This is a genomic window from Methanolobus sp. WCC4 (genome assembly GCF_038022665.1).
Classification (GTDB): Archaea; Halobacteriota; Methanosarcinia; order Methanosarcinales; family Methanosarcinaceae; genus Methanolobus.
The window spans coordinates 1,108,232-1,131,105 of record NZ_CP150629.1 but is presented as its reverse complement, the minus strand read 5'-3'; the positions used below and the strand labels follow the sequence as shown (position 1 = coordinate 1,131,105).

The following is a 22,874-nucleotide window of genomic DNA, read 5'->3' as shown; positions in this document are numbered from 1 at the left end:
TGCTCCATCATTCCATTGCTTTGCAAACATTCACCTTTGGCATCTTTGCCAGCAGGGCAATGAAGGCACCGGCGGATATTGTATCTCCTATCCCCACCGTTGCAACGGGATCCTTTACAACCTTGGAGGGAACTATGATCAGGTTATGACCGGGTGCGCCGATGCATCCGTCTTCGAAATCCTCGGCAGAACAGACACCCCTCCTGACAAGATACTTCTCAAGCTCTATCAGGTCCTCGAATCCCTGGTCATAGACCGGGACACCAAGACCTGTTGAGATGTCATCGATATTACTGATGGAACCAAGGGTTGCCTGGGTTGCTGCAAGGGCTGAGGCAAAGAGCAGGGCTTCCCTTTGTTCTTTTACATCCAGTGGATGGTCCTTTGACACCACACAGATATAATATCCAAGTGAATGGATGTGGACCCTCTGCAGATCGAGTTCCTTAAGAAGCCTGACGGCTCCCTCATAAAGTGAAACGATACTGTCCTCACCTTTGTTTATCACAGAATACGCCAGTTCCTCATATCCAAGCACGTTGAGGGCATTGGCGACCTCCACGGTATCAAGACCAAGGGATGTGACATGTTTTTTCACAATTTCTGTGAGAATGGCTTTACGGATAACCTTGTTCTGTATGGATGTAAATTCCACATGTATGCGCATCTGAGGGTTGCATCCCTTCAGTCGCTCTATTACATCCACGGCCTTCTTCACATAATCAGCATAGGTGCTGCCATCCTCGTATTCCTCTTTTATCATCTGGTAACCGGCAAGTATGGCACCATCGATATCCTCCCTTATCTCGGATAACTGCTCATACATCTCTTCGCTCATGTCAATACGTATCCAGTTGGGTCTTGAGGAGACAATTAGACGATTATCCCTTGGAACCTCGAATTCCTCGCCTGCACACCGGAACCTCATACCTCTGGAGAATTCGATAATCCAGTTTATCTTGGGTTTCTGTTCGGGGTTGAAGGCTTCCTTAGGATGCTTAAGGACAAGTTTCCCATCCTCCATGGCGGGGTGCCAGAGGTCAGGAGAATCCGCAAAATATTCTGCCTGCTCCCTTGAGAGCCAGGGTACATAGGTTATGACGTTCTTCACGCCAAGGGTTACAAGAAGATTGGATATGATACCTGCCTGACCGCCCATCCGTGCAGAATCGAAAACAAGGTTATCCATGAGCCATTCATGGATATCGGTAGTATAGGTTGGTACCTCTGCCGCCTTTCCATCCCTCATGGCTATGAAAAGACGTGCCATGAAATCAACAGGGTCCTTTATCTCCCGGGGATACTCGATCATCCTCTCCCGAAGTTTAGCAGGACCAATGATACCAATGAGCTTCTTTATCTCTTCTTCCCTGATATGTTTCATGGCATCCACATTGCTATTGTACGCCACGAACACTCCCTGCACGTTCCCAAGCTGCCCCCTGACAGTTGAGACTGCCTCATCATACAGTTTCTCCCAATCTGAGATCTCCATTATCTCACCCAATGGATATAATTATGTTTATACAGTATTTATACGCGATGGATGAAGAAAAAAGAAAACAAATAAAATAAAAATGAATCATTCCCGGTCTCACAAAAGACCGGTCGTCTCATCCATGCCAAGCATGATATTCATGTTCTGTATTGCTGCACCTGATGCGCCTTTACCGAGATTGTCCAGACGGGATATGACCTGTATCTGTTCCTCGTTGCCGTATATGTACAAATCCAGATAGTTGGTATCGTTACTTCCCTGAACATCGAAGGCATTATCCACCAGATCATCTGCCTCATCAACCTCATGAACACGGATGAATATGGAATCCCCATAATATCTCTGGTAAACCTCATACAGGCTGTCCTTTGTCACAGCTTTTTCCAAATCCTTCACGGACAATGGCAATGTGACAGCCAGTCCCCTTGGGAAATTGGAAACCACTGGCATAAGCATTGGTTTCACGTTAAGACCGGAGTGGACCATTACCTCAGGCACATGCTTGTGGGTCAGTCCCAGAGCATACTGCCTTGGAGCCTTATAGGCACGCTCTTCCGTGGTCTCATAGGTCGCTATCATCTGCTTCCCGCCACCGGTATATCCGGTTATGGAAAACAGTGGCACTGCTGTATCCTTTGATATGATACCTTCCTCAACAAGAGGAAAAAGTGCAACTATGGAAGCCGTGGCATGACAACCCGGATTTGATACCTTGCTGGCCCCGGTTATCTTCTCCCTGTGTGCGGCAGAGAGTTCAGGCAATCCATAAGCCCATGCCTCATTTATACGGTTGGCTGTAGATGCATCGATAATCTTTGTATTCGGGTTGGTGATCAGACCCACGGTATCCTCGACCGCCTCATCCGGCAGACACAGGAACACAAGGTCCGCCTCGTTGAGCAGCTTAGTCCTCAATTCCCTGTTATGACGCTCCTCATACGGGATCTCAAGTATCTCAACCTGCGGGTGCTTTGCCAGACGCTCATTAACCAGTAAGCCGGTCGTTCCGTGTTGACCGTCCACGTATATCTTGTACATTATCTTCCTCAGATACCCTAACTATTGTATTGTTATTCTATATTTCGGCTCTGAACATCCAACAACACTGCTCAAATTGTCTCCCATGAATTACTATAACCATCCCGGAGGGTCCCGGCAAAGCCGGCACAATCCGAAAAAATGAAATTATCTGTTCCTTAAACTTTACTTCTGCATTCAATGAGGAATTCTACTGAGCTAAAAAGAAAACTACCCCTCATCATAGCTTTCCACTATCTCTGTAAAATTATAGGCAAAAATTCTACCACTATAAGCCCTTGAATTCATTGAATATATGGAATCTTCAGAAACTTCAAGTCCGATTAGGATCTGTTGACCATCACCAGAGAATTTTGCTGTATAGAAGTTATTAGCATAATCTAAGTCTTTAACTTTAGTCCTCAAAATCTGCTTTTTTGACGATATATCCCAAATCATCAATGCGTAGTCATCTATTGCCATAAAATATTTACCGTCAGAAGATAAAGATATATCATTTGGTGAGGAGATATCAGTAAATCTAGCTATCTTACTATAAGGGTCTGTATTCCAGACTAAAAGCCCTTTGCCATCTGCATTTTCTTCAGCTAATATATTGCCGTCATCCGAAAGCTGCAATTTGAAAGCGGAAATTTCATTTAAAGTCCTGTAAACATCTCCTGTATCGATGCTATAGAGCACTGTACTACCTGAAGAATAGCCAGAACCATCATAACTTACAACTAAATACTTACTATCCTGCGTAAAAGTAAGGGATAGTGCTCGATAGTTTTCACTAGTAATAGATTGTACTATCTCTCCTGAATTTACACTCCACACATTTACAGTACATTTTCCAGAATCATCTCCTTTTCTATAAGAAGATGCATAATATCTTTCATCTGGAGAAAAATCGATATCCGATATATAGTTATTTTTCATTTCATGCGTTCTGACTATGGATTTGTTTGTAACATTGTATAATGTCACATATGTACTGCCATAATCCTTTTTTTGTGGATCATATTTGTTTGAACCTATTAACAAATAATTGCTGCCGGATGAGAATTTTAGTTCTGACATACCGGATGTTTCATCGTTTACTAAATACTCATTTCCTTCTTTTTCTTGCAAAACTATGGACTCGTCAGGAAAAGATAAAACAGCAACATATCTACCATCAGAAGACAAATCCACCTCACGTATCCATTTATAGTCACCGCGTAGCTCTTCAGGAGTAAAATCTTCTAATGACTTGGCACTGGAAGTAATGTCAAGGAATGCATCTTTTGCGCCTGGAAAAAGCACTATCAAGATTATTATTGTGCTGATTAACCTAAAAATATTCACTTTTTGTTCCATCGTTGCCAGTCCTGGTCGATATTGTTGTGCTCAGATCCATGTTCAATAATGAATCATCGATGCAATATTTTATACAGAGTATATACACAGTACTTAGATTTATTCATAGGGAGTAAATTTCAGACCAAGTTTCAAATCCAACAAAGAATAGAAAAAAGAGAACTAAACCAAAAAAAAAACCACAGAGGGATTGCTCCCCCCACTAAAAAACAAAAATCAAGTCGTATACTCAGCATTGATCCTGACATAATCGTACGTCAGGTCACAGCCCCATGCAGTGGCACTCTCATGACCCATGCCGAGGTCGGTTATGATGAATATCTCATCCTGATTCATGATGGACTTCAGACTTTTGAGGGCATCTTCGTCGTTCTTAACGACCTCGCCGTCCTTTACCAGTTCGACGACCTCGGTCCCTGCTGAGAATGAGAGAGAGATCTTCGTCTGGTCCATATCGGCACCGGAGTATCCTGCTGCAACCACGACACGTCCCCAGTTGGGGTCCTGGCCGAAGATGGCGGATTTCACCAGAGGGGAACGGACTATCGCTTTGGCCACTAGACAGGCATCCTCTTCTGTGGCTGCACCTGTGACCTTGGATTCGATCAGTTTTGTGGCGCCTTCTCCATCTATGGCTATCATCTTTGCAAGCTCGGTGAGCACAAGGTCAAGACCTGCCTGAAGGTCGGCGATCTCAGGAGTTATGCCGGACTGCCCTGTGGCTGTCAAAAGTACCATGTCGTTGGTGCTTGTATCACCATCCACAACTATCATGTTGAAGCTCTTGTCAACGGCAACTGTGAGACATGACTGTAATACATCCGGGTCCACTTCTGCATCGGTGTACACGAAACCAAGCATGGTACCCATGTTAGGCTCGATCATACCCGAACCCTTGGCAATACCTGCAATGCGGATGCCGGAATCCATCTCGATGGCTATCTCCTTGGGGACGGTGTCGGTTGTCATGATTGAGCGTGCTGCACTCATACTTGCATCGGCATCCTCACCCATTAAGTCCAATACCTCGTTCAGATGGGTGGTTATCCAGCTTGTGTCGAGTTTACGCCCAACGACACCTGTGGAAGCCACGCCTATAAGTTCCTCCTCAACACCAAGTTTCGATGCGAGGGATGACGCCATGATCCGTGCATCTGCAAGACCCTGCACGCCTGTGAAAGCATTGGCATTGCCACTGTTCACGATAACACCGGAGAGCTTTCCGGTCTTTGAGATATGGTCCCTTGTTACAACCAGTGGAGCTGCGATTACCTTGTTCCTGGTGTAGACTCCGGCAGCGTTCCCTTCTGCCTGTATGACTGCCAGTCCCATCTTACCGGGTTTAATGCCACCGGCACGCACGCCTTCTACGGCACAGATACCGCCTTCAATGAATTTCATGATATTCCTTCTTACAATTGTCCAAGACCGCTAATTATGTCACCACGTGTGACGATGCCTACAAGATTGTAATCCTCATCCACAACTGGAAGACGGTTTATCTTGTGTTTCGTAAGGACAGCGGAAGCGTCCTCAATGGAAGCATCAGGACCTATTGCATAAACCTCTTTGGTCATTATCTCCGTGATCGGCTTTGAACCAAAATCCTCAAGCATTTGCTTGGTCTCTTCCCAGTTGAGAAGCTCGCGGATAGGCACCTCGATGACCTCGAAAGGACTTGGAAGCCAGAGTCCGCCATGTTCAGGGACCTCAAGCAACTTGAGGACATCTCCCTCGGAGACTATTCCAAGCACCTTTCCCTCATCAACAACAGGGATCCCACTGATATTATTTTGCTTCAGGAGTTGTGCTACCTCCCTGATAGGGGTCTCGGATGAGCAGGTGATGACTTCAGTGTTCATTACATCTTTAACGTCCATGATTATACCTTACTTTTCTATGATATTTCAGGATTTGCACCTTACCATAAGGTTGCAGTGTTCCACATAATTCATTTTTGTCGAATATGTGAGAGAGAAGTGGTTGCAGGGGTATAATGGTTGCGCTTTATCAGTGGAGAAAAATAAAAGGATGGAAGAACAAGCCATCATCTATCCTTAATTATACCCTCACAGGACGCACAAAGTCATACACCCTTATGGCATCAGCCTCGAAGCATCATTACCATGGACATCTATCCATTCTCCGTTCATGGAGCCTGTCGGCATTCCAAATAAGATATACAGAGCCTGTTAAAAAACATAACCTACTGATAGATCCGGCACAATTTATTCCAGTGATATTTTTAATATTACGTAAATTTTTTATTTTATGTTCGTGATTTACTATCAAACATTTACAGGGATAGATTATGAAATTGAGAAGTAGCATCAAAAAAATAGTGATTTTAGCCTTAATTATCATCACTTTAGCATCCACAATTGGCAATGCTGTTGAAAACAATAGCGGAGATGCGTTAAGAACGAATTCATGTTTTGAAGGATATGAGAATGACATATTTGCATGCCGTGGAAAGCTTCCTGATGTAATGGACAAAGAATGGAATAATTCCATTAGGAATTGCTGGTTAAATCTCACCAGGATGGGAACATCTGAATTTGACAGTTCCTTTAGAGGAATAGGTTCAAGGGACAGAATGCTAAATGTATATTTGAGTTCTGACTATCAGGATGAGATCGATGAGGAACGACTTGATAAGATCTACCAGAAAATAGAAAGCTACTGTGAAGAACAGGAAGGTATCATCGAAGTTCCTGTCGTTTTTATGTGGCAGGAGGACGAACTACATTTTCCTGAATATGGACCTGAAACTTTTAAGAGAATACAGAATGAACCATGGCTGGTAACTACCAGAGGAATAGTTCCTGTCATTGAAGGAACAAGCGAAAAAATTGTGTGGACTGATAAACTCACCAAAGTCACCCATAATGCAAAAGAAGTAGATAAATATTTTAGCGAGTCCGGTGGACCCATTTTTGGTTTTGGCACAAGTATCAACGGATACATAACAGTTGATTTCAACGTATATGAACCGGAAAAGATCAACAATTCATTAATTGATGAGATTTACCTGATAATAGACGAAAAGGCAGAAGAAGAAGGAATAAGTGATGTACCTGTTGTTTTTGCATGGTCAGAGGGATGTATTGAAGAATCACCAGGTTTCTCTTCAATTCTGCTGGTTTTGAGCCTTTTGTTTATTGTTAGAATCAGAAAAAAATATTAAAATCTCTGATTTAAGACTTTTTAGTTAGAGATTAAAAGTTCATAGATGGATGGTTGAAGGACCATCCTCTAAAGAAAAGTTAATGAGACTCATCAAAATCCGAACAGTGAAGTGACTTCCATTACCACAGTGGCAACAGTGTACTTCACCGTACTTGTAACACCCACAGGTTCCACAACTATCTCACCATTGTCCTTTGCTGCAATGAACTCTGACAATGGACTTGATGACCTGAGAACTGTTCTGACCGTGAATTCATTAGCACCGACAACCATGGTGGCACCGAAGTCCTCGTCCTCGTCAACCTCTTCAAATGTCATGATGTATGCATCTTCGGTAATTGCTTTCACGTAGACCTCATCCCCGTCATCGTCGACTATTACAAGCTTAATGGTCTCATCACCCAGAAGAGTTACAAGATAAGATGGAACGGAATCCACGTTCGCATTATATGCATCTACATCATTCTCAAGGTCGCTGACTATATCAGCACTTGCAACCGGCATGAGCAGCATCAGGAATAACGCTGCAATAATAACTATATTTTTCATCTACATTCTCCATTTCATATATCCTGACAATACTCCCTGCTATATTGATAGAGAGTATGTGAAATATCCAGCACCCCTTACTACCAGTATGCCATCATCCCAGTTATACTTTTTTGAATTTAACAGAAATATATAACAAATGTAGGACTATCCATAGCCTCTATTCAATAAATAGATGACTACAGTAACAAATAACCCGAATCCGAAAAGAAAAAAGAAAAATGGAAAGGATGGTTAATTGAACCATCCTTCTGTCCGCAGACAGAACCTGACCAGCATGAGCATAACAGGTACTTCGATAAGTACACCCACAACCGTTGCAAGGGCTGCCCCGGAGGACAGACCAAAGAGTATAGTAGAGGTTGCAATCGCGACCTCAAAGTGATTGGAAGCACCGATCATAGCTGATGGGGCTGCATTCTCATAGCTCAGTTTCAGGAACTTTGCAAGCACATATCCCAGCAGGAATATGAACACCGTCTGTATGAACAGTGGAACAGCGATCCACAGTATCGTAAGCGGCTGTGCAAGTATAGTCTCACCCTTGAAACTGAAGAGCAGTATCAGGGTGACAAGGAGTGCTGTTATCGTAACAGGGGTCAGCAGGTGAACAAAACTGGTATTGAACCACTCCTCACCTTTCGTCCGTATGATAAGCTTCCTTGATATGTATCCCGCCGCAAGCGGAAGTGCCACATACACACCTATGGACAATGCCAGTGCCTCCCAGGGAACCGGAAGTTTGCCAACTCCAAGAAGGAAACCTCCAAGGGGACCATAGAGGAAGAGCATGGTCAGGGAGTTTATCGCAACCATCACAAGTGTGTGGCAGTCATTTCCACGTGCAAGGAATCCCCACACAAGAACCATTGCAGTACAGGGGGCGATTCCCAGAAGGATGCATCCTGCAAGGTAACTTCTCCAGAGAGGGATCTCAAGCATCTTGACACCATCCTGCAATACGACCGTACCCTCGCCATAGCTTGCACCAACGGGAAGGTCAAGTCCGAATGGCATCTTAACAAGGTCCGTTGCTTCAGGACCGATGAACCCGAGGAACAGTGTTCCAAGGAAGAAGATAGAGATCGCGTACATGGTAAAAGGCTTGATAGCCCAGTTGATGAATAGTGTAAGACCGACAGGTTTCAGGTTCTGACCTGCCTTGAGTACCTCACCGAAGTCGATCTTCACCATGATAGGATACATCATGAAGAACAGACAGATAGCTATAGGAATAGAGACCACAGGTGCACCGTCGACATATATCGACAGGCTGTCAAGATAAAGAGCTACTCCGGGAGCGAATTTTCCGAGCACGATACCTGCAACGATACACAGGATCACCCAAACGGTCAGATATCTCTCAAAGAAGGCAAGTCCTTGAGGTTCTTTAGTTATACATGCTTTTGCCATAGATCAACCCCACTGAATTTCTATTATAAACTGTTGAATATTCTATTTTGATTAGGATATGAACATTTCGTTTCACAAGATGTTTCAAATATAATTGAAATACCGTGATTAGAATATATAAGGATGAGTATAGCGGCAAAATGAAGCCTGCAAATGAAAATATAGGCTACTTTGAAATGCACAGTACCAACATCCCGGACTTTCGGCACTGTCAAGCCTTGAACATGACAGTGATACCGACCTGCACAGATCGATCTACATGGAACCCGACAACCATCTAACAGGATGTAAAACAGACACGTTCAATTGTCTACACAATTGACTTCACTGATGAAAAATTTGAATGTGGAACCTTCTCCCGGTTCACTTTCTACATGGATCCTGCCACCGTGCAGTTCTACGAAATTCTTAACCAGAGCAAGGCCAAGCCCGGTTCCCTCGAATTCCCTGGATGTTGCAGAATCTATCTGCCTGAAGGGATGGAATATCAATTCCAGATTTGATTCCGATATTCCAATACCGTTGTCTTCCACCATGATATGCAGTTCACTGTCGATGTAATTTGCAGATACATTGATATAGCCGCCAGACGGTGTGAATTTGACAGCATTGTTCAGGAGGTTGTACATTATCTGCTTGAACTTCGTTTTGTCTGCATATATCAAAAGGCTTTCAGAAGGTGCATTTATAGAGATATTGATGTCCTTCTTTGAGGAGAACGGATAGATGAGGTTCTCGATGTCTTCAAAGACTTCAGTTACATCGAATTCCTCGCAGATCAGTTCCATTTTGCCTGCCTCGACTTTGGATATATCAAGAATATTGTTAATAAGGTTCAGCAGATGTTTGCCACTGGTAGCTATGTTAGATACGTACCTCTCCTGCTTTCCGTTCAGTTCACCGAATCTCCTTTCTCCAAGCATCTGTGAAAAACCAATTATGGAATTCAGAGGGGTACGCAACTCATGACTCATGGTTGTAAGAAAATCAGATTTGGCCCGGTTTGCTTCCTCTGCTACTATCTTAGAGTTTAACAACTCTTCCTGTATCGTTTTTAATTCAGAGATGTCCTGGAAATTCTCAAGAATATAGATCTCATCATCAGAAACTGTTCTCTTTGCATTCTTCAGGATGGGATTCTTTCTTCCATCTTTGCACTTAACAGCCGTATCCATACCCATGAAGCCTTCTTTTCCCTCTTCCCAGATGGGACACTTTTTGGAAGCAGAGCCCTTTGGACATATAATATCACACAACTGACCTACAAGTTCTTCCCTTTTGTATCCGGTTATCTCGCAGGTACGATTGTTCACATCCTTGATGATGTAATCCCTTCCTATGATAAGGGTTCCACCAGGCATGTTCTCGTACAGGACCTGGAACATCTTATCATTTTCCTGTAGCTTTTCCTTTGCCTTTTTATAATCAGTGATGTCTGTTTGTGAACCCAGGTAACCATATATATCCCCATCTTCGGCATAGAGGGGAGATACCATGAACTTGCAGATAAAAGCAGTTCCATCCTTACGGTAATTGACCCTCTCACCGGAAAATGTTTTTCCCGAACTTATCGTGGAATAGACCTCATGCTGCTTATCTACTGATATCAGGTCCCCACCTATCAGTTTATCAGGCATCATCCCTATAACTTCTTCAAGTTTCCATCCGTACAGTTCCTCACATGCCCTGTTAATATATCGGATCTTGAAATCCTTATCCGCAAATATAATACCATCAGCAGACTGTTCTATCATGTCACGGAAACTGTGGGATTCCCGTTCAATTATCTTCTTTTCCGTGATATCAATGTGATATACAAGAACAGGGGTAGGAAAGGTGTTCTTCAAAGGCACTACTCTGACCATGCACCATCTTTCATCACTTGAACGGCAACAGGGATGTTCTGCCTCAAATATCTTTGACTTGCCATTGATCACATCTGCTATTCCCTGAACCATATCAGGAGTAGGTACGGGGCTTTTGCTCCTTCTTCCTCCACATACTTTCAGATAATTAGTGCCTTCGCTGCAGGACCGGAGATTATTTTCATCTCCTTTTGCAGTAAAGTCTTTCCATTTATGATTTGTAGCAATGATCGTTCCATCTACGTCAAGAACTGCAATACTGTCAGACAGGGACATGAATACTTCAGCTAGCAGTTTATCGTCTTTTTTTTCATATCCTTGTGTCATACCCATTAATCATCCAACCCTGACCGTTAGTACAAACAATAAATAATAAATTTATATGTGAGTATATTGCACAAGTATATTAGTTTTTTGATATTAAAAATATTCAAAAATCCTATTTTAATAAAATATTATGTTGAAAGCGACATGATACACCTACTATTTAGATCAACTATCGCCATTCTGTTCATTAGCGATCAAATGATCACTTTACTTTGTAGATGATCTGTCGACCACTCACTTAATAGTGGTCTAACGGTCACTCACTTCATAAGTGACCTGCCAATCGTTTACTTCGTAACCGGTCTATCGACCACTCACTTAGTGAGTGGTCTATCAAAGAAGATATTCTTCCCCTTGACGCTCAATGGAACCGCCATTGCAACATCCGCATCTATCATATCAAAATAACAGGCAGCAGCTCCTGCTGAATACAGCACCCTGTTATCCATACACAGGTCCTTTGCCTTCGAAACTGCAGAACCCACAGCAATCCCAAGGTCCACATACTTTATCATACAATGCGGTCCGGTAAATTCCACTTTAACCTTCTTTTGCTCAAGCATGTCCTTGCATGTCTCAAAACCACATGCACCACAGTTAAGCGAGGTTGCACCTGAGGACTTCAGGCCAATAAGAACAAGACAGTCAGCATCCCTTACATTGTTCGCATCGCGCTTCAGGAAATTCATCTTCTTGATACCACCAAGCTCATCCATCTTGTCCGCAAGTTGAATCCTTTCATCATCATGAAGAAGATATGTCACTATATCGTCAACGCCCTTACCCTTTGGTGCGGTCCTTGCAGCTACAAGGATGGTCTTTGCTAGCGATGTGATCACCTCAAGTTCAGCATTCTGTATCATGGAAAATGAAAGGCTTCAATGATATTTAGCCATTGAGATAAAAAAAATGTCAAAAAAAGGATGCGGACAGGAATAGAGAGCATTTCCCGTCATGAAATGGAGCCTATTACAGGTCAAGGTTTATTATGTTCGGTTCATCGCAGACCTCTGAACTTACCTTCTCAAAGGTGAGACCTTCTTTCTCCAGAGTTCCACGGATACTGCCATCCACGATATCCACGAGTTCTTCCTTGGGGACCTTTGTCACAGCACTCAGGAACTTAAGGTGTTCTTCGCCATCGCCCATCTCATCAAGTATCTCAACCACAGGCTCACCATCAGAAGATGTCAGACTGCCTTTGATAAGACCCTCACTGAACTTGAAGCTGAACTTGATATGACCCACAAAGTCAGGATTTATCTCCCTGACCTTTCCCCTGATATCCATTAGCAGATGGACAAGCATGGTTGTAACCTTATCAGGATGGATCCCATTTGAGGTGATCGAATACTCACCGGCATATGTACCAACACCTGATACCTCCATTGAATTAAGGTCCTCACGCTGCTGGTGAATCTCACTCTCACCTGTCAGCAGGTCCATGAACCTCTCGAACTTCTCATCAGCATTCTTTGCGGAGAACTCCACGACGATCGCATCAGGGTTTATCCCCAGCACCATCTGAGTTGACGCTGCTATTGCCTCACTGTCCACAAGGTCTATCTTATTGATGCAGACGATCTCAGACTCCTTTATCTGGTTCTCGATGAACTTAGGGATCTGCTCCCATTCAGCACCAAACCGACTTGCATCCACAATGGAGACCACAGGTGCGAACGATATTTCACCCAGGTCCATCAGTTCGATATGTTCCTTTATCTGAAGCGGGAATGCTATTCCCGTAGGTTCGATGATAACCATATCAGGTTCGTAGTCCTCTATTATGGTCTGCAGGGTGAACTCCATACTGACCTTCAGTGAACAGCAGATACAACCACTGGTAAGTTCCTTTGTGACAAGACCACTGCTTGAGATGGTCTCACCATCGACTCCGACCTCGCCGACCTCATTGACTATTATAGCTATCTTATGTCCTTTATCGATCAGATGTTTGCCAAGATTCCTTAAAGTAGTTGTTTTACCGCTACCAAGAAAACCGCCTATGATTATAACTTTCATAATTTCACCATTTATCTGCAGATATAAGAATAACAGGATAATATAACGATCGTCTTGTCCGGGACAGGATGGCAGGTCTCAGACATATATACCTCAAAGGAATTACAAACAAATAATCATTACCGTTCAATCAGTGACCGGCTGCTGCAATGGAAGGCGAATATGCATAGTCGTTCCTTTTCCTTCCTCACTTGTGACATGGATATCCCCCTTATGGTCTTCAACTATCTTCTTACAGATATACAGACCAAGTCCCGTACCTCCGTACCTTCTCTTCTCAGAGGAATCCACCTGATAGAAGCGTTCGAAAAGCTTCGGGATCTTATCCTCCGGGATACCAATACCCGTATCCTCCACCTTTATGTATATGGAATCCTCGGAAGCGTGAGCTGAAACGGTAACCCTGCCACCATCCTTTGTGAACTTCACAGCATTGTCTATCAGATTGACAAAGACATCCATCATCTTATCACGATCAGCATACAACAACGGAAGCTCACCTGAAACATCCTGCACAAGCTCGATGTTCTTGCTCTCTGCCTGAAGTATTAGATCCTGGATGGAATTATCAATGACATCTTTAATGTCGATATTATCAAATGAATAGTTCAACTTGCCTGACTGTGCCCTGCTGAGATATAGAAGTGAATCCACAAGCCTGCGAAGCCTCTCCGAATTACGGATGACAGTATCAACAGCCTTCTTCTGCTGCTCGTTCACAGAGCCCAGTGTCTCATCTGATATCAACTGGCTGTATCCCTGTATCGAGGTCAGTGGCGTTTTGAACTCATGACTGACATTGGAAAGGAAATCATCCTTCATCTTATCAAGGGACTTCAGTTCCTCGTTAGCTGCCGATAGTTCGGCATTTGCCCTTGAAAGCTCATCGGCATATTCACGCAGCTTGTCCTGCGCCCTCTTACGCTGGATCATCCTCCACATACCTTCCATGAACAAGGTCAGTTGTCTGACATCGGCACCATTGTATTCTTCTTCCTTGTTCGCAACCCCGGCATCACCTACAATTCTCTTGCCATCGAATATGGGTATGCCCATGTAGCGTTTGATCGTTATATGACCTTCTGGATAACCATGTTTCAGCGGGTTGGGAGCCTGGAAATCATTGACAATGATAGCTTTCTTCTGCCTGACGGCTTCTCCCCAGACACCTGTAGCGTCAAGGGAGTACTCCAGTTTCTTACCCTTTACCCTGCACTCCTTCATAATGTTCTTCGACCATGAGTACACAGTAAGGGTCTTGCCATCCTCATTCAGGAATGCAACATAACCTATCTTGCTCTGGGTCAGCCTGACAGCCTCCTCCTGCACGAAATCAGCGATCTCCTTCAATGAGATATCCGACATCTGGTTAATCTTCCAGAGAGCCTCCAGACGTGATTCATCCAGGCGCAGGCCTTCTTCAGCCTTCTTGCGTACAGAGATGTCACCAAATATACCAATACCACCGAGGAAAGTTCCGTCATCAGCTATGTTGGGACTGTAATCAGCCTTGAGATAGACATCCTTACCACTTAGAACAGTATGATATTTGCCTTCATAATGCCCTACCTTTTGGGAAAAAACATCATCTATGGCTTTCTTCATCAGTTTGTCCTTTATCCCCGTGACCATATTGAAGCCAATTACATCCTCTTTCTTCTGCAGGCCTATGATCAGCAGGAACTTGTCATTACAATGGGTAACTACACCCTCTTCATTGAAATGGAAAATACCAAGGGGAGAGTTCTCAAAGATGAGGCGATACTTCTTCTCAGCTTCAAGAACGGCTTCTTCAGCCATTTTACGATCGGTGATATCCTGCAATGCCCCGGTGACATTCACAACCTTGCCATCCTCCATTATCGGATGTCCGATCGTTCTTACCCATTTGTGCGTGCCTTTAGCTGTGATCATTTCCAGTTCAAGGTCATAGGATTCACCTTTTTGCACGGCATCATTGACAGCCTTTTCAATAATTACCCTTGATTCGGGTGAGTAGAAACTCAATCCCAGTTCAACATCAGTAGGAGTTGAAGGATCTAATTCATGGATCTTTGCGATCTCGGGTGTCCATGTTCCCTTGCCTGTCAACGCATCAAATTCCCAGCCACCTATTTTGGCGATCCTGCTGACCTCAGCAAGAAGAGCTTCACTCTTTTGCAGTTTTTCTTCAGCCTTCATACGCTCGGATATATCCTCAAAGACACCGATACCTCCTAGAAATGTCCCGTCTTCCGCTATATTCGGGCTATAATCAGCCTTGATGTTGATCGTGATATCGGTCGTGACTGTGTGGTATGCCCCCTCAAAGTGACCGACCTTCCTTGAGAAAACATCAGAGACGGCTTTTCTCATCCTCTCATCTACGATGGAGGCAATTATGTTGAAGCCTATCACATCCTCTTTTCTCTTAAGCTGCATTATCTCTAGGAACTTTTCATTGCAGTGAGTAATAATCCCTTTCTCATCGAAATGGAATACACCGAACGGAGAATTCTCAAAGATCATGCGATATTTCTTCTCAGCATCCAGAGCCGTCTCTTCAGCCTTTTTCCTGTCAGTTATATCGATGATTATGCCCTGATAATACGCAGGACCACCACTCTGATCCCTTATCAGATAGGACCGCTCCGTTACCCAGCGCACTTCCTCCGATCTGGTGACGATACGGTATTCCTTTGAGAAGAACATCTTGCCTTCAACCTCTAGCTGGGAAACATTCTCCCTTACATATCCCAGGTCATCGGGATGGATCATATCTATGTAGTTCATTCCTCCGGATGTGAGGTCTTCAGGATCATATCCGAACTGCTTTATGTTCTCCGATACAAATATCACAGGCCATCCATTCTCAGCACCCCACAGGAAAGCGACAACAGGACTGTTCCTGTAGATGTCCTCCAGTTTCTCAATGGACCTGAACCTGTCTTTCAGGATCCTGTGATCTATACTCTGTTCCACGAGTTTTCCAACGGTTCCCAGCATTCCTGCATAGCTGCCATTGTCATCTGTAAGTGGCAGCAGGAATCCGCTGTGATATATGAACTGACCGTCAGGTTTGATGAACGGGAAGATATCATAGTTCCTTGAAGTCAGACTTTCTTTAGTTGCCTGGAAGATATCGACAAAGACCTGTTCGCCTTTCTCTGAATGCGGAGGCAGGAAACTGACCAGTTTCTTCCCGAGAACATCGCTCTTTTTGAGACCCGAAATGGATTCCATGCCTTTGTTGAAGTAGATGATATTATCATGTTTATCCACAACCCAGACACCTGTCCATACATTCTCAAGCATGTCATCAGTCAACTGTGTCTCTTTCCTGACGGTCTTACATGATGAGGAACTCTGGAGCAGTGTCCACCTGTCATTCTTCTTTATTATAGTACCATCATGCATCCCGATGATCTCGATGATCTCCTGCCTTGTACGTGCTTCCATTAAAAAGGCAAATATCGCGACCAGACCTTTCATCCGGATAAGGTCCATTGCTTTCTTTTCGTACTCCACGAACCTTTCCCAGGCATCTTCACCTACGATGGTGAACTTATCAACTATCCTCAAACCGTCGAAGCCATCAGCTATTGCAATATTGTAAAGCTCCTCCCATTTATCCAGGTCCATCTCAGAGACAGCACCCTCTCCTGCGATGTAGCATTCATTGCAGCTCGTCAGCATAAGCTGACCGTTCTCCAGATACTTCTCTACATCGATCCCTGCACCTTTCAGGAGATCTTTTGCATTTTCAGGATCAAGCTGACCGGAAACACCCCATAGACAACACTCATTGTTCCTGAACCCGGCCTCGAAGAATGCAGCCACTATATCCACGAACTCTTCAGTGTTCTCGTACAGCAGGGAAAAATACTTCCCCGGCGTCATGTCCTCAATGAGGTCGATGTCCGAATTGATGGTACTTATGCTGATAATGTAACCCCTGTAGCATATATTGACTGTAGGATATAAATATCGATCCAATTAAGATATTCGACTCTCATATTTAATTAATTACCTGTAGTTCCCATCAATGATCCGCTACATCTGTTCTACAAAGGGATCTTTGGCCATACAACAACTATAAATAAGTTAATGTTTCTTATTTTCAGTAAATACTGAAAGTACAAAATATAAGTATAGTGACAGAAGGTGAACCAATGAAAAGCGAGTATTCCCAAAAGAAGGAAGAATGGCTCCAAAGAGTGGAAAAAGAAGGAAGAAAGAAAGCAAATCCGACTGAAGACCATAAGATAGGACTGCAGACAATGCAGAACCCCACACGTCGTCAGATCCTTAAGATACTATTTGATAGTTCGGTTAGTATTGAAGATATAGGGGAAAAGCTAGATCTCAATAGTTCTATGGCAAAGTTCCATGTTGAAATGCTGGAAAATGCGCTTTATGTGGACAAAGTTGAGGACAGTGATCCACTGATGTATCAGATATCACCAAGAGGTGAAGCTTTTCTTGAGAACGTAGCGGGGAAGGAATAATGAATAAACAGGAAAGGATCGATGAGATCGACAGGAGAATAGGTTTCAATTCCATGAAAAAAGCCATCATGGAAGATGGAGCAATTGACAGCAGAACCAAGAAACTCCTTACAATTGCAAGTGCTGTTGCCGTTGGTTGTGATGCATGTTTTTCAACCAATAGAAAACGTGCAAAGGATGCCGGCATTTCAGATGAGGAGATCGAGGAAGCAATACTTGTTGCCTCTCTTATCAGACTGGGGTCAGGACTGAACTATACATGGAAAATGATAGATGAGTAACAAAGATACAGATCCCTTAATTCTATAGAAAACATTATAGCCCTTTAGTTCCTCACTAGATCTAGAGCTTATCCGTGTATTTTACAGTAACCGGTGATGCATGAGGCATTTCCATGGGAAAAAAGGGAAAAAAGGTAGCCAGGGTGACACCTGTTCACCCTGGTGATGAAAGGGTTTGCAAGAAGGGGCATCGATGCTCTCTTCTCTCACCAGGAAGAGAACCTGAGAACATATCTGTCATAACCGGAGATTCAGGTCATGCAAAAGACGATTTCATCGAACTTATAGCCCAGAACCTGAAGGCACAGGATTTCGATGAGATATCGTCACGAATTATCGGAACCCTGTTCATTGAAACCGAAGAAATGTCACTTGAGGAGATAGCTATCGAAACAGGCTACAGTCTGTCGGCTGTGAGCACGGCTATGAAAAACCTTTCACAATTCCATGTTGTCAGACGTTTCAACAAACCTGGATCGAAAAAGGCATTCTTTTTCCTTGATAAGAACCTTGTTTCAATAGGGACACAATCCCTGAGGACTAAATTCGATAATGTGATCATCCCCTCTAAAAAGATATTACCTGAGATCATTGAGAAATATGAAGCGGAAGGATTGGAAAGTTCAGCTTCCGAGCTTGCCATCGTTGAACATTACTACAGGCAGATATTGAAACTTGAAAACATTGTTGATGATCTTTTGACGGAAATGGACAATATCGATAAGGATTCAGAGTAACTACAGAGACCACGTGTCCCCGGACAATGCATCGTGGTCTGCCACATATCCTTATCCTGTGTAATATATCCTGTATATCTTCCCTGCATTGTCATCACTGACGAACAGTGAGCCGTCATCTGCAACTATGACATCCACAGGTCTGCCACTGATCGTTGCAGCACCGAGCCATCCTGTTGCGAAGTCACTGACCTCACGGGTGTCCATGTCTATACTAACCACTTTGTAACCGGTGGGTTCCTGACGATTCCATGAACCATGGAAACAGACGAAGAGGTCACCATGATACTCTTCCGGGAAACTGTCACCATCATAGAAAGTAAGGCCAAGAGGTGCCGAATGTGCCTGAAGGTCCACAAAGCTCGGGATCATCCCCGTATCATTACACGGATTACCAGCATACTCACCTGTATTGAACTCGGTATCATAGATGTTCTTACCATAACAGTCAGGCCACCCATAATCCCCATCTTCCGTTATCAGGTTTATCTCATCCGGCGGCAGGTCATCACCGAGCCAGTCCCTGCCGTTCTCCGTAGCATATAGTTCCCCGGTGACCGGATGGAATGCCAGACCCACCGAATTACGAAGACCCTCTGCAAAAACTGTGAGGTTGCTGCCGTCAAGGTGGCTTTTAGAGATAGCTGCCCTCAACTCATTCGATTCATAGCAGACATTACACGATGAACCAAGACTCAGGTAAAGTTCACCATCATGGACCTTCACGGTCCTTGTATAGTGTCCGCCTGTTGGAAGGTTGTCTATGATCACTTCCAGACTGCCTTCATCTGCAACAAGGTCATTATCATCGTCCCTTACCCTGATGACCCTGCTTTCCTCTGCTATGTAGAACCAGCCATCATAATGGTCGATACCGTGCGGATAGTCCAGGTCCGAGATGAATACCTGCACTTCATCAGCCACGTCATCCCCGTTCCGGTCAGGAAGCACGGCTACAAGACCTTTGTTGGGGATGGAGACGAAGAGCAGGCCATCCTTTATCATCATCATACGGGGTCCCGGAGAAGGACCACCAAAAGAAAGTAAGGTACTGCCAAGATCATCTGCATAGACATCAATAACAAAACCAGGAGGCAGGTCTATTCCTTCCACATCCGGACCTGCAACTGTTGGCCTCAGGCCGAGATAGTTCGCCGAGAACACGACAAGAAGGACAATGACTATGAAAACAACAGCTATCCACCATATCCTCAGACCTATCAATAATCGTGACATTTGCAACCCTGTTAATTGTTATGAGTTGTAGCATAAAAAGGTTTCAGGAAATTATGAAGAAACTAATTGTCGATCACTCCGAAATACATGGAACAATACATTAAAGATCAATGATATAATTAAAAATACTTTTATAAAATAAAGATCAATATCGTATTCCAGCACAAATTTTGGGATTTTACCATGGTAAAAAGTAAGGAAAAACTGGAAAGTGTTTTTCGGGCAGCACCTATTGGAATAGGCGTTGTGAAAAACCGTATACTTACAGAAGTGAATTCCCGACTATGCGAAATAACAGGATACAGCTACGATGAACTTGTGGGATCCAGTTCCCGCATATTGTACCCTAATTCTAAAGAATATGAGTATGTGGGAAAAGAAAAGTATCAACAGATAGCTGAAAAAGGCACGGGAACCGTTGAAACGAAATGGGAGAGAAAAGACGGAAGCATTATAGATATCCTGCTATCTTCGACCCCTATAGACCAGGCTGATCATTCATATGGTGTTACATTCACAGCCCTTGATATTACAGAGCGCAAGAGTACCGAGGAAACACTGAGAATAATTGCTGAAACGGCCGTTTCTCCGGAAGAGGATATATTCAGCATCCTTGTTCGTCAGATAGCAGTTTCTCAGAATATACGTACCGTAGTGCTTGCATCTATGGACCCCGATGAACTCAGAACAGCACACACTGTTGCAGTGTGGGATGATAGCGATCATACCGACAATTTCACTTATGATATAATTGGAACTCCATGTGAGGATCTTACATCTGGTGAACCCTGTTTCTATCCGTCGGGGATCCAGACACTTTTCCCGGGGGATACGATACTCAAAAAGGTGAATGCTGAAAGCTATTGGGGTACTCCTCTGAAAGATAGTGAAGGAAGAATGATAGGTCTGCTTGTTATCCTTGATGAAAAGCCTATGGAGCATTCAACGAGTACCCATTCCATCCTTAACAGTTTTGCTGCAAGGGCAGCAGCCGAAATGGAGAGAAGGAAAGCTGAGGAAGCATTAAGGGAAAGCGAAAGAAAGTTCCGCAGCTATGTCGATAACTCACCAAGTGGCCTTATCGTAACTGACAAAGAAGGATATTACATTGATGTGAATCGAGCTTTCTGTAATATCACCAGTTACTCCAGAAACGAATTATTATCCATGAATGTCCTTGATGTCTTACCGGCCGAAGAAAAGGACCATATTTTAAAATTATCTGATGAGCTTAAAGAGAAAGGGAGTCTTACAGCAGAGTTACCTTTTGTCAGAAAGAATGGTTGTAAGGGATACTGGGCAGTGGATGCTGTTAAACTTTCCGACGATGGGTTTCTGGCCATACACACCGACATCACCGACAGGATCAACGCAGAAGAGATGCTGCGTTCTGTGACCCAGAGATTGACCCTTGCTACAAGAGCAGCAAAGATAGGCATATGGGAGTGGGATATGCTTACAAGTACCCTGATATGGGACAGGCAGCTACATGAGATATATGGAACGGAACCATCTGAATTCACCGGAGATTTTGGATCCTGGAAAGAAATGATCCATCCCGAAGACCTGAATGAGGTCTTAAATGCGATAGATAATGCTGTTATAGGAAAGGAAGAGTTCAACTCGGAATTCCGTATTATCTGTGCTGATGGAAATGTTCGGTTCATAGAAGCCCATGGAATAGTGAAACATGATAAAAAGGGCGTACCTGTGAAAATGATAGGTACTAACGGGGATATCACTGAAAGGAAGATGTTCGAAAAGAACCTGAAAGATAGTGAGGAAAGGCTGGGACTTGCAGTGGAGACCTCTGGATTGGGTCTATGGGAACTGGACCTCAATAAAAGTATAATGTATCAGAGTCCGCAAATGATCGCTACACTTGGTATGGATGATGAAACTTATTCAACTGATCTGGACTTCTATTTCGACCGCATCCATCCGGAGGACAGGAAGATAGTCATGTCTGAATTTGATAAAGCGATCGAACTGGCAGATGAGTTCCATCTTGACTGCAGGATAAAGCATGCTTCAGGGGAATGGATATGGGTATCACTGAAAGGAAAGCCATTTGAGACAGGTAGAAGTAGGGTTCCTCAGCGTTTCGTTGGTACGCAGATGGATATCACACCAAGGGTGAAAGCAGAGGAAGCTTTGCTTTATTCCAAGATCATATCAGATGATGCAAATCGCATCAAGAGCGAGTTCATGAAGAACATGTCACATGAGCTCAGGACACCTTTAACAGCAGTTATCGGATTCTCAGACGTATTGCTCTACCAGTCTTCGGAAGGTTTGAGTGAATCACAAAAGAACTACGTAAGGTACATAAACAACAGTGGTAAGAACCTATTGGATCTGATCAACCGACTACTGGACCTCTCTAAGTACGAGATTGACGACCTGGAAAATATATCCTTCAAGTGCCTCTCAACCGGGGATTTTGTCAGCGAGACTATGATGTTGATGTCAAAGAGGGCTTCCAGCAGGGATATCAAATTGTCCTTTAAGAGAAAAGATTCCATTGATGTATTCTATGCTGATGAGTATAAACTGACCCAGATAATGCATAATCTTCTTGACAATGCCCTCAAATTCACGGATCATGGAGGGTCCGTTGTCATTGAAACAAAGAATGTTGGAGATAAACTACAGGTATCCGTCATTGATACAGGGATCGGTATCGAAAAAGATAAGATCGAAAGCATTTTCAAACCCTTCGTGCAGATAGATGGGTCCTTTGCACGCAAATATAGCGGTACCGGGATCGGACTTGCTCTTACAAAGAAATTCATAGAGCTTCATGGTGGAAACATAACAGTGAAGAGTGAACCTGGAAAGGGTAGCAATTTTACCTTTGAGATACCGATCAATCCCAGATAAGGTTCCTG

At 43.7% G+C, this 22,874-nt stretch carries 17 protein-coding genes; 5 read left to right on the top strand and 12 right to left on the bottom strand.

The genetic code is table 11. From position 1 onward, the window contains the following. Window positions 1–7 precede the first annotated feature (7 nt). From pfkC to V7O63_RS05565, 5 genes are all read right to left on the bottom strand, one after another. Window positions 8–1,495, bottom strand: a complete 1,488-nt coding sequence (pfkC, locus tag V7O63_RS05585; protein ID WP_340820524.1) for an ADP-specific phosphofructokinase — start codon at window positions 1,493–1,495, stop codon at window positions 8–10. Between the two features lie 99 nt (window positions 1,496–1,594). Further along, the gene (argC, locus tag V7O63_RS05580) at window positions 1,595–2,536 is read right to left on the bottom strand and encodes an N-acetyl-gamma-glutamyl-phosphate reductase (RefSeq protein ID WP_340820523.1); all 942 of its coding nucleotides are present in this window, start codon (window positions 2,534–2,536) and stop codon (window positions 1,595–1,597) included. Window positions 2,537–2,746: 210 nt separating this feature from the next. Next, on the bottom strand, window positions 2,747–3,877 hold the full coding sequence (locus V7O63_RS05575; protein ID WP_340820522.1) for a hypothetical protein: 1,131 nt from the start codon (window positions 3,875–3,877) through the stop codon (window positions 2,747–2,749). A 216-nt stretch (window positions 3,878–4,093) separates the two neighbouring features. Then, window positions 4,094–5,278 carry a bifunctional ornithine acetyltransferase/N-acetylglutamate synthase gene (gene argJ / locus V7O63_RS05570; protein WP_340820521.1) on the bottom strand — a complete coding sequence of 395 codons (1,185 nt, stop codon included), beginning with the start codon at window positions 5,276–5,278 and terminating at the stop codon, window positions 4,094–4,096. An 11-nt stretch (window positions 5,279–5,289) separates the two neighbouring features. Continuing rightward, the gene (locus tag V7O63_RS05565) at window positions 5,290–5,757 is read right to left on the bottom strand and encodes a CBS domain-containing protein (protein WP_340820519.1); all 468 of its coding nucleotides are present in this window, start codon (window positions 5,755–5,757) and stop codon (window positions 5,290–5,292) included. A 431-nt stretch (window positions 5,758–6,188) separates the two neighbouring features. Here V7O63_RS05565 and V7O63_RS05560 point away from each other — a divergent pair, with 431 nt between their 5' ends. Next, window positions 6,189–7,064 carry a hypothetical protein gene (locus V7O63_RS05560; protein ID WP_340820518.1) on the top strand — a complete coding sequence of 292 codons (876 nt, stop codon included), beginning with the start codon at window positions 6,189–6,191 and terminating at the stop codon, window positions 7,062–7,064. 92 nt (window positions 7,065–7,156) lie between these two features. Here the strand turns inward: V7O63_RS05560 and V7O63_RS05555 are convergent, their stop codons facing one another. The 6 genes from V7O63_RS05555 to V7O63_RS05530 all read right to left on the bottom strand — a co-directional run bounded on the left by V7O63_RS05555 (window position 7,157) and on the right by V7O63_RS05530 (window position 17,217). Beyond that, on the bottom strand, window positions 7,157–7,615 hold the full coding sequence (locus V7O63_RS05555; protein ID WP_340820517.1) for a hypothetical protein: 459 nt from the start codon (window positions 7,613–7,615) through the stop codon (window positions 7,157–7,159). A 234-nt stretch (window positions 7,616–7,849) separates the two neighbouring features. Further along, window positions 7,850–9,028, bottom strand: a complete 1,179-nt coding sequence (arsB, locus tag V7O63_RS05550) for an ACR3 family arsenite efflux transporter (protein WP_340820516.1) — start codon at window positions 9,026–9,028, stop codon at window positions 7,850–7,852. Between the two features lie 302 nt (window positions 9,029–9,330). Then, window positions 9,331–11,226 (bottom strand): PAS domain-containing sensor histidine kinase, encoded by a 1,896-nt coding sequence (locus V7O63_RS05545; protein ID WP_340820515.1) that lies wholly within the window; start codon window positions 11,224–11,226, stop codon window positions 9,331–9,333. Between the two features lie 308 nt (window positions 11,227–11,534). Beyond that, window positions 11,535–12,083: a DUF2148 domain-containing protein gene (locus V7O63_RS05540; RefSeq protein WP_340820514.1), complete on the bottom strand. Its 549-nt coding sequence runs from the start codon at window positions 12,081–12,083 to the stop codon at window positions 11,535–11,537. Between the two features lie 106 nt (window positions 12,084–12,189). Next, window positions 12,190–13,242: a GTP-binding protein gene (locus V7O63_RS05535; RefSeq protein WP_340820513.1), complete on the bottom strand. Its 1,053-nt coding sequence runs from the start codon at window positions 13,240–13,242 to the stop codon at window positions 12,190–12,192. Window positions 13,243–13,368: 126 nt separating this feature from the next. Then, window positions 13,369–17,217, bottom strand: a complete 3,849-nt coding sequence (locus V7O63_RS05530; protein WP_340820512.1) for a PAS domain S-box protein — start codon at window positions 17,215–17,217, stop codon at window positions 13,369–13,371. A 176-nt stretch (window positions 17,218–17,393) separates the two neighbouring features. On the opposite strand from V7O63_RS05530, the gene V7O63_RS05525 reads away from it, so the two are divergent. The 3 genes from V7O63_RS05525 (at window position 17,394) to V7O63_RS05515 (ending at window position 18,747) form a co-directional block, all read left to right on the top strand. Then, entirely contained in the window at window positions 17,394–17,729 is a 336-nt protein-coding gene (locus tag V7O63_RS05525) for a winged helix-turn-helix domain-containing protein (protein ID WP_340820511.1), read from the top strand. Next, window positions 17,729–18,010 carry a carboxymuconolactone decarboxylase family protein gene (locus tag V7O63_RS05520; RefSeq protein ID WP_340820510.1) on the top strand — a complete coding sequence of 94 codons (282 nt, stop codon included), beginning with the start codon at window positions 17,729–17,731 and terminating at the stop codon, window positions 18,008–18,010. The genes V7O63_RS05525 and V7O63_RS05520 overlap by 1 nt, the downstream gene beginning before the upstream one ends. Before the next feature lie 113 nt (window positions 18,011–18,123). Further along, window positions 18,124–18,747, top strand: coding sequence for a hypothetical protein (locus tag V7O63_RS05515; protein WP_340820509.1), 624 nt, complete (start codon window positions 18,124–18,126; stop codon window positions 18,745–18,747). Window positions 18,748–18,798: 51 nt separating this feature from the next. On the opposite strand, the gene V7O63_RS05510 is transcribed toward V7O63_RS05515, so the two are convergent. Beyond that, entirely contained in the window at window positions 18,799–19,983 is a 1,185-nt protein-coding gene (locus V7O63_RS05510) for a PQQ-dependent sugar dehydrogenase (protein ID WP_340820508.1), read from the bottom strand. 183 nt (window positions 19,984–20,166) lie between these two features. Here V7O63_RS05510 and V7O63_RS05505 point away from each other — a divergent pair, with 183 nt between their 5' ends. Beyond that, entirely contained in the window at window positions 20,167–22,866 is a 2,700-nt protein-coding gene (locus tag V7O63_RS05505; protein ID WP_340820507.1) for a PAS domain S-box protein, read from the top strand. Window positions 22,867–22,874 lie beyond the last annotated feature (8 nt).